At 55.8% G+C, this 7,615-nt stretch carries 5 protein-coding genes and 1 riboswitch; of the genes, 2 read left to right on the top strand and 3 right to left on the bottom strand.

The genetic code is table 11. From position 1 onward, the window contains the following. The first annotated feature begins 920 nt into the window (after window positions 1-920). Window positions 921-1,436, top strand: coding sequence for a hypothetical protein (locus tag IT585_13520; GenBank protein MCC6964267.1), 516 nt, complete (start codon window positions 921-923; stop codon window positions 1,434-1,436). An 84-nt stretch (window positions 1,437-1,520) separates the two neighbouring features. Here IT585_13520 and IT585_13515 read toward each other — a convergent pair whose 3' ends face one another. From IT585_13515 to IT585_13505, 3 genes are all read right to left on the bottom strand, one after another. Beyond that, window positions 1,521-1,871: a DUF2200 domain-containing protein gene (locus tag IT585_13515; GenBank protein MCC6964266.1), complete on the bottom strand. Its 351-nt coding sequence runs from the start codon at window positions 1,869-1,871 to the stop codon at window positions 1,521-1,523. Between the two features lie 235 nt (window positions 1,872-2,106). Then, entirely contained in the window at window positions 2,107-3,192 is a 1,086-nt protein-coding gene (locus tag IT585_13510; GenBank protein ID MCC6964265.1) for a hypothetical protein, read from the bottom strand. A gap of 75 nt (window positions 3,193-3,267) precedes the next feature. Next, window positions 3,268-4,959: a SpoIIE family protein phosphatase gene (locus tag IT585_13505; GenBank protein MCC6964264.1), complete on the bottom strand. Its 1,692-nt coding sequence runs from the start codon at window positions 4,957-4,959 to the stop codon at window positions 3,268-3,270. A 182-nt stretch (window positions 4,960-5,141) separates the two neighbouring features. Next, window positions 5,142-5,321: riboswitch (cobalamin riboswitch) on the top strand. Between the two features lie 83 nt (window positions 5,322-5,404). Here IT585_13505 and IT585_13500 point away from each other — a divergent pair. Further along, a complete protein-coding gene (locus tag IT585_13500; protein MCC6964263.1) occupies window positions 5,405-7,612 on the top strand; it encodes a TonB-dependent receptor in 2,208 nt (735 codons plus the stop codon). Window positions 7,613-7,615: the final 3 nt, after the last annotated feature.

Genomic DNA, 7,615 nt, shown 5'->3' with positions numbered 1-7,615 from the left:
TCAAGAATACCGGCGACGGCCGATTGATCTTGATCTCATCCATACCGCAATGTCAGAGTTGAATACTACCGCCATCTGACGCACACAAAATCGCCGCCCGGTCGATCCGACCCGGCGGCGGTGTCTTTTCGTGAGGTTTCGTCAAACCGCTTGACGCCTTCAATTCGGGAAGTGATAATTCACCGTCGTAAGCTCTGATGTTGTGAAAAAAGGAAGATGTCGAAACCCCGCTGCCATCTCAAAAGCTATGACTAGCTGCAGAACTTGCGTTGACGATGGGTCTTTACTATGATAAATCCTTATTACTACTTGTTCTACAAGCTGTCACGCTCTTTGAACCGGAAAGGCAATAACGAGTGGGGGCCCATAGGGGCCATGACGTGGTTTAACGGATGGTATGCTGTCGCTGCCTATTCGCAGCTGTTTCCTCCCTCGCAAGCGGGCTCTGTGAATAATCACAAGATCGTAATTGGTACTTTAATCTTGGGCCTTTTTGTCACAAACTCAGTCCTGTTCCTGAATAAAAAACGGGTTGAGAAGATCATGAGCCAGTACAAACGCGAGTCCGAGCGAAGCCGACGGATTGGCAGATTCTTGGTGATTCTCTATATCGTGCTGTCGTTTGCGCTGATCTTTCTTGCGTGAGACTGCTGCACGGCTGGCAACGGACTACTATATCGACTTTTGCGATCAGGAGCTCATTCATCAGGTGTTCGATTATAAAACCCCTAACGAAGTCGCGGCCATATGGCCCACCCAGCATGCTGCGTGAATCTGTCTTGACTTCAGGGGATCACTGCGACTCCAGGTGAGGCAATTGGTGGTATTGCCGGTGGCCTTATAGGCGGAATTTTTGGCGGCCTTGGGGGTTCCGAACCGGGTGCTGCTGTTGTGCGGTCGTATTACCAGTGTGAGGGTCTATGATAAAGTTTTGGAACATAGTTTACTATTTTGCCTATAGGGGCGATCATAAGCTCCGGCTACTTTTTGACAAGTATGTTCCATTAAAACATATTCTCAGAATTCCTTTGGTCAGGAACTTCTACGCTAAACGAGGAGTAACAGTTAACCACATCTACGATGCTGTAGATAAAGCATTCAAGAGACCCGATTTCGGTCTCAGCATTACGTTTGCAGGGGGCCTGATGTGCATTCTGATCTTCGCGATATGCTTTGGTCTTGCGCTTGTGTACGAAGGAATTCTTCGGGATAGTCACAGACTCTCGATTTACCATGAGGGTGGATTCGTCCTTGTATCCTTAATTGTAAACTACTTGCTGCTCTTCAGGCGTGATAAATACCTGAAGTACTTCAAGGAACTTGAAGAAATGAAAGGTGCCGAACGAAGGAAGTGGGCATGGATTAGCTTTGCCGTGATCTTCGGCATTTTGCTCTTTGCGATCGGTAGTTTTGTATTCATGGCTTACCGAACATAGTTCGTCAGTCGCCCCTCATCTCGCGGCTGGTTGTCTTCGATGATAGCTGAAGGGGTCTTGATCAACGAAAATGCTTCAGCCGCGTCACCGCCGCAGAATCTTCTCCATCGCTTTTCCCTTGGCCAGTTCATCAATCAGCTTGTCCAGGTAGCGAATCTTCTGCATCAGAGGATCTTCGATCTCCTCCACGCGAATCCCGCACACCACGCCCTTGATCAGCGCGCTATTGGGATGCAGGCGTGGTGCCTGAGCAAAGAAGGTCTCAAAGTCGTTTCCCAGTTCGATCTGTTTCTTCAATCCTGCCTGGTCATAGCCGGTCAGCCAGCAGATGATTTGATCAACTTCCTTCTTGGTGCGTTTCTTGCGTTCCGCCTTTTGAACATACATCGGGTAGACGCTCCCGAATTTCATCGAGAATACTTTATGCTTCGGCATCTTCATTCCTCCTGCGTGTGAATCGCCAAATCAATAGGCGTCCGAACCTGGTGAAAGTTAGTATACGATTCGGTCGTTGGCAATCACCTTTCGGCGGAGTGTAGACCTATGAAATCAACGCACCGGCGTGGGCAGGGATGATTGGGTGGCCGGCAAGACAAACGCCGCCGGGCGTTTCAGCCGGCGGCGTTGTCGCTGTAATCAGTACGAATCGCTGGTTCGCGTGTTTCCGAGGCTACTCGAATTTGAGCGTGAACGGCTGCGATCCCGAATGCCGTTGCATGTTCTGGCGCATGATTGCGAGGGTCGCTTCGTATGAGTGCCCGGCCTCGAAAGCGACATCCTCCGCCGGATTCGGCGCTGCCAGCGTGCGCCACAGCACGAGGTTCCAGCGGCTCATCTGCGCGTCGTATTCCGCCTGAGCGTTGACGTCATAGCGCGACTTGTTGCCCGTGTTGAAGGCTTGATTGTAGATGTAGCCGGAGATATGATCACCCGGTTGCCAGTTCTGACCGACAAACATCAAAAGAGTCGTGTCCTGTGTGAACAGCTGATCGCCGGTGAACAGCGGACCGGAGGTATGCATCAGCCGCGGCTCGCTGAAATTCGTGTCCAGGTCGCGGGCATTGCGCTGGTACAGCGCAACGTCGAACTGATCGTACTTCTGCTGCGCCCCCCAGAAGAAATCTTCCGCGATGCCGAAGGGATCGGTTCGGCCGGCACGCCAGATCCAGCAGTCGATATTGCCGCCGCCCGTGGTATAGTGCGTTTCGCCGATGTCATTGGGGGTATTGAGATGGCAGGTAGAACCGCAGTTGGCGCGCTCACTACCGTTATTGCCGTAGTCGATGAAGAGCGCCAGCGCGTCCTCGTTCTCCCAGAGGTTCCGAAGCCGCTCACCGATATTGAGCAGTTGGTTTCCGTTCTTACCCTTGATGGTGTCGGTGACCTGAAGGAATGGTGTCGGGCCCTCCTGGAAGATCCAATGGCCCGGCTTCTTCGTCTCCGACGAGTCGACCCAATTGAAGCGCATGTACAGATTCTGGCCATCCTGGATGGCTTGCACCCGGACGACACCGGGGCCGAAGTAACTGCCGTAAGCCGAGTCCGTCCCGATCCAGATCGACGCGATGTCGATGTCGTCCCAGACCGGGTCGTTTATGATGTCGCCGGTATTGGGCGGAGTTGTCACCGCCGCGACCTTGACCTCGCGGTCGCCGCCAGCCCCGACGACCGGCTCATCGTCTTTGCCGCAGCCGATCATCATGAATCCGGCCAGCACGACGGCCAGCCCGAGGGACAAGAGTTTTCTCAAGTTCATTATGTCTCCGTTCTTACGACGCTCTTTTCGATGGTAACCAGGGGAAACTAACACGGTGGTCGAGTTTAGTCAAATTCATTCGGCCTTGATAATCATCAGGGTCAGGTCGTCCGGCTGCGTCTCCGGATCGCGGAACCGGATCACCTCATCAACGATCGTCTCGCGAATTTCTCGGGCAGAGCGATTACCATTCGATTTTACCAACTCGACCAGACGGTCAGTTCCAAATAATTCCTGCCGGGGATTCTCGGCTTCGGTGACGCCATCGGTATACAGCACCAGGATGTCACCGCTCCTTATATGTATCGGCCGTTCCTCGTATTCCTTGTCCGACTGGATTCCCAGCGTCCAGCCGCCGGTCGTTAGGAATTCGACCTCGCCGGTCACCCGCAGATGAATCGGCGGGTTGTGGCCGGCGTTCGCAAAGGTAAAGATCCGGTTCTTGGCGTCCAACACGCCATAGACCGCCGTCACGAATTTCCCGCGTTCGACCGATTCGCAGATCAGGTTGTTTACCTTGCGCAGAATTGTGCGAATCGCATAGTTGTTGCGGATTTCGGCGATCAACGACGCCCGGTAGGAGGCCATGATCAGTGCCGCCGGAACTCCTTTACCGGAGACATCGGCAATCGTGACTCCCAACTGGTGATCGACAATCGGGATGAAGTCAAAATAATCTCCGCCGACCTCGTCGGACGAGATGTTCACGGCGTCAAAATCGAAACCCGGATAGCGCGGCGGTACCGCCGGGATGAACGACTTCTGAATTTCCCGCGCCACCTGGAGCTGGTCTTTGATCTTGTTCTTCTCCAACGTCTCCTGAATCAGTTTGGCACGCGTAATTGACACCGAGGCCTGATTAGCGAAAGCGGTCACCATCTCCAGATCGGACGGGGAATAGGCGTCGAGTCGGTCGGATTCGAGATTGAAGGCGCCGATCACCTCGTTGCCGGAGAAGAGGGGTACTACCAGCTCCGAGTTCGTGGTTTGGCGGGTCTTGACGTAACGCTGATCTTCGGCCACGTTCGGCACAATCACCGGCTCGCCGGTCTTGGCCACCCATCCGACCAGACCTTTGCCCGCTTTCAGGCGCAGCAGCGCCGGGGTGTCGTCCTCGTGATACCCCTGCGAAAACAGCTCGTCGATCATTTCGCCCTTGTGGCTGAGGATGTAGATTCCAACGGCGTCAAACGCAATCAGCTTCTCCAGTGCCGCCACGATGCTCTTGAAGACCTCGTCGAGCCGAATCGACATCGACAAGATCGTTCCGGTCTCCTGGAGCAACTCCAGCTCGAGTTCGATCCGGTGGAGGGCATCGATCAGCACGGCATTGCGCAGGCGCAGCTGGTACTCGCTGAGGTTCTCACCGACTTGCTCAACCAGACGCTCGAAGCCCGCGCCGCCGTACACCAGGAACATTGCCGGGATTGATTCGACTGCCTCAAAGGGGAATCTGCGGAGACGGTTGACCTCCAAGGCAGAATGCTTTTTCAATTCACCCACGATCGGGCTGTCGCCGATCTCCGGCTCCGCTGCGAAATGTTCGTATTCGGTCGAGATGATGTCCCGCAGCGAATAGCGCTTGCGCTCATCGGCCTCGAGCAGATGAATTTCGAGTTCCAGACGCTTGCGATGATAGACCAGTACCGCCAGCGAGGCGTCCGCAAGAAACGGGCGCAACTGGTCATGCAGCTCGGCAATATAGTTCAGCCGACTCTGGGAGAAAGCTCGTTCCCGATTGGCTGGTTTGGCTGTTGTGTCCGTCATTGATCTCCACTCTGCTCCGCTGGGACGTGCCTGCGAATATCCGTCGAGAATACACCCGACATCTGTCGGAGGCAAGTCCAAAAGCTTGAGTCAGTGTATACTCCGTTTGAGTAAGCTGGTTGCCGGTTACGAAATAAAAAGCAGCTTGACAGCGCTAACTCGATGATTTAGGTTCACTTTCAACATCGCTAACGATTTTCGGCGCTAATAGCTTAATCGGGAAGTGGGTGAAATTCCCGCACAGCCCCGCTACTGTAAGCAGCTACGAAATCCCCACCATGCCACTGGGAAACCGGGAAGGCGCGGGAGAGTAGGTTGGAAGCTGACAAGTCAGGAGACCTGCCGAGAGTCATCATCGTTCACTTATTCCTGCGCGGGTTCAGGAGTTGGTCCTGACCGACTTGACACAGGTCGGTTTTTTCATGCCCGCCCGTGGAGTTGTTGTATGACTGACTTCTTCCGGGCCTTTTTTCCGCGACGCACCTCGGCGGCACCCTCATTGCCGCAGCGATTCTGCCTGCGTCACTTCTTGGCCGCAGCTGCCGCCCCAACAATCCTGCTGTCGCTGCTGGCAGTCACCTCTGTACGGTGCCAGGACTTCGGGGAAATCACCGGCGTCGTCCGCGATTCACTGCTCGAAGTGCCCGTTGGCGGCGTATTGGTCACGGCGCTTCCGCAGGGAGTCACTGTCACCACAGATTCCCAGGGTCGATTTCGGCTCTCGCGGCTCACCCCGGGCGTGATGTCGGTGCGTTGCGAATCAGCGTTCATTGCGTCGAAGCAGTGGGAGGGCATCCTGCTGCGCGAGGGCATGAGCATCGATCTGTCGCTGTGGGTGCGGACCACCACCATCGAGTTGCCCACGCAGACGATTACCTCCAGCCGTTCCGTTTCGCCGGGAAGTGTCTTATACAGCCGAGTTCAGATTGCGGCATCATCGGCGCGTACGCTCGGCGATTTCCTGGCGCAAACGGGTGTGCAATTGGAATCCGATGGCCGCACACAGTATGCCTCGCTGCGGGGCTTTTCACCGCAAGGCGTACTCATCTTGCTTGATGGGGTTCCCCTGAATCCCGATGGTGGCGCCGCCGATCTCAGCACAATTCCGATTGAGAGTATCGAACGCATTGAAGTGGTCAAGACCGGCGGTTCGGCGCGCTTCGGTGCAAACGGTCTGGGCGGAGCGGTGAGTGTCACGACCCGGCGGCCGCTATTGATCAGCGATCCGGCGGTGCAGGTTTCGTTTCAGCGCGGGAGCTTTGACCAGACTGCTGCCGCTACGACGGCCGATGCACAACTCCTCGGCGCCGCTGTGGCATTGAGCTATGACTACTCGCAGCAAACGAACGATTACAGCTACACCCACCCGTACCTCGGCGAACTGCAGCGCCGCAACAACTTCCGTCGCACCTATTCGCTGTTTGCTTCAATTCGACCCCGACGCTGGCAACGGCTGTCGGTAATCATCCAACAAGCCAACAGCCACAGCGGGCTGCCCGGGGCGATCTTTCAAGAGACGACCGGCGCAACTCTTGCCAAGCGGGAAAATCTGCTTCTTGCAGCCAACTATGATGCGTCCGCCCTCCGGGTCGGTGTTGCTCTTCGTCAGATCGGTCAGTACTTCCGCGATCGTGAGGCTTATTTGCCTTATGAGAAGAACTACCTGCAGATCCTGCGGCGGTTCCACGTGGACTGGAGTCCGTCGGTCGCCTCGTGGTTCGAGCCGCACGTCGGTGGGGAAGTTGCCGGTGAGACATTTTTCAACGACGATCTCGTCACGCCGGGCCGCTCGCTGCCGCAAGGACGGCGGCGCACCGAGTCCTTCGTCAGCGGGATCAGGCTGTCGCCGGCTTATCGGTGGCTTGCTGGGTTGCTTGAGGGCAACTGGCGTCTGGATCGTATCGATGATAAGAGCCACGCTGCGCCGTATCTTGGTGCGGCCGTGCGAACGCGCCGGCCATTCGTTCTTGGTGTGCAGGCGAGCTATGCTGAGTCGTATCGACTTCCGCCGCTCGATGCGCTGTTTTGGCGCGATGATGTTTTCGTCGAGTCCAATCCCGACCTTAAGCCCGAAACAGCGGCTACGCGCGATCTCGGCTTCTTTTTTCGCCACGAAGCACCGATTATTTTCGAATTCAGGAACACTTGGTTTTCCAGCCGTCTCGCCGAAATGATTGTCTGGCGGCGGCAGTTTGACGGCAAGTACCGGCCGGTGAATCTCGATCGTGCCCGACATTCCGGTACTGAGTTCGAGATCAAATTGGCGACTCACAATCACCGGCTGGAATTGAGCTACACGCGCAACACTCTGAACGCCGTGAACGAGTCAACGGGTTCGGGTTACGCCGGGAACACGATTCCCTTCAAACCAAATCGCACCGAACGACTCACCGTGTCCGCGCTGCTGAAGAGGTTGCGGATGGATTACAGCTACAGCTTCACCGGTGAGCGCTACATTCGTGAGGCGAATTCCAAGGCGCTGCCGGGTTTCGCGCTGCACGATCTCATATTGGAATACACGCTTGCGGTCGGGCCGACGAGCAGCACGATTCGCCTGGCCGCCTACAACTTGTTCGATCAGCGCTACGAGCTGCTGGAGCGCATGCCGATGCCGCCGCGCAGCCTGGCGCTCTCATATCGTATCGCAATCTAACAA

The sequence above is a fragment of the Candidatus Zixiibacteriota bacterium genome, assembly GCA_020853795.1.
Classification (GTDB): domain Bacteria; phylum Zixibacteria; class MSB-5A5; order CAIYYT01; family CAIYYT01; genus JADJGC01.
Note: the sequence above shows the minus strand (reverse complement) of the source record. Positions and strands in the feature narration are given on the sequence as shown.

Coding starts and splice junctions, on each gene's coding strand:
- IT585_13515 (MCC6964266.1), bottom strand. CDS start 1,871: ATGCCGAAGCATAAAGTATTCTCGATGAAATTCGGGAGCGTCTACCCG.
- IT585_13500 (MCC6964263.1), top strand. CDS start 5,405: ATGACTGACTTCTTCCGGGCCTTTTTTCCGCGACGCACCTCGGCGGCA.
- IT585_13520 (MCC6964267.1), top strand. CDS start 921: ATGATAAAGTTTTGGAACATAGTTTACTATTTTGCCTATAGGGGCGAT.
- IT585_13510 (MCC6964265.1), bottom strand. CDS start 3,192: ATGAACTTGAGAAAACTCTTGTCCCTCGGGCTGGCCGTCGTGCTGGCC.
- IT585_13505 (MCC6964264.1), bottom strand. CDS start 4,959: ATGACGGACACAACAGCCAAACCAGCCAATCGGGAACGAGCTTTCTCC.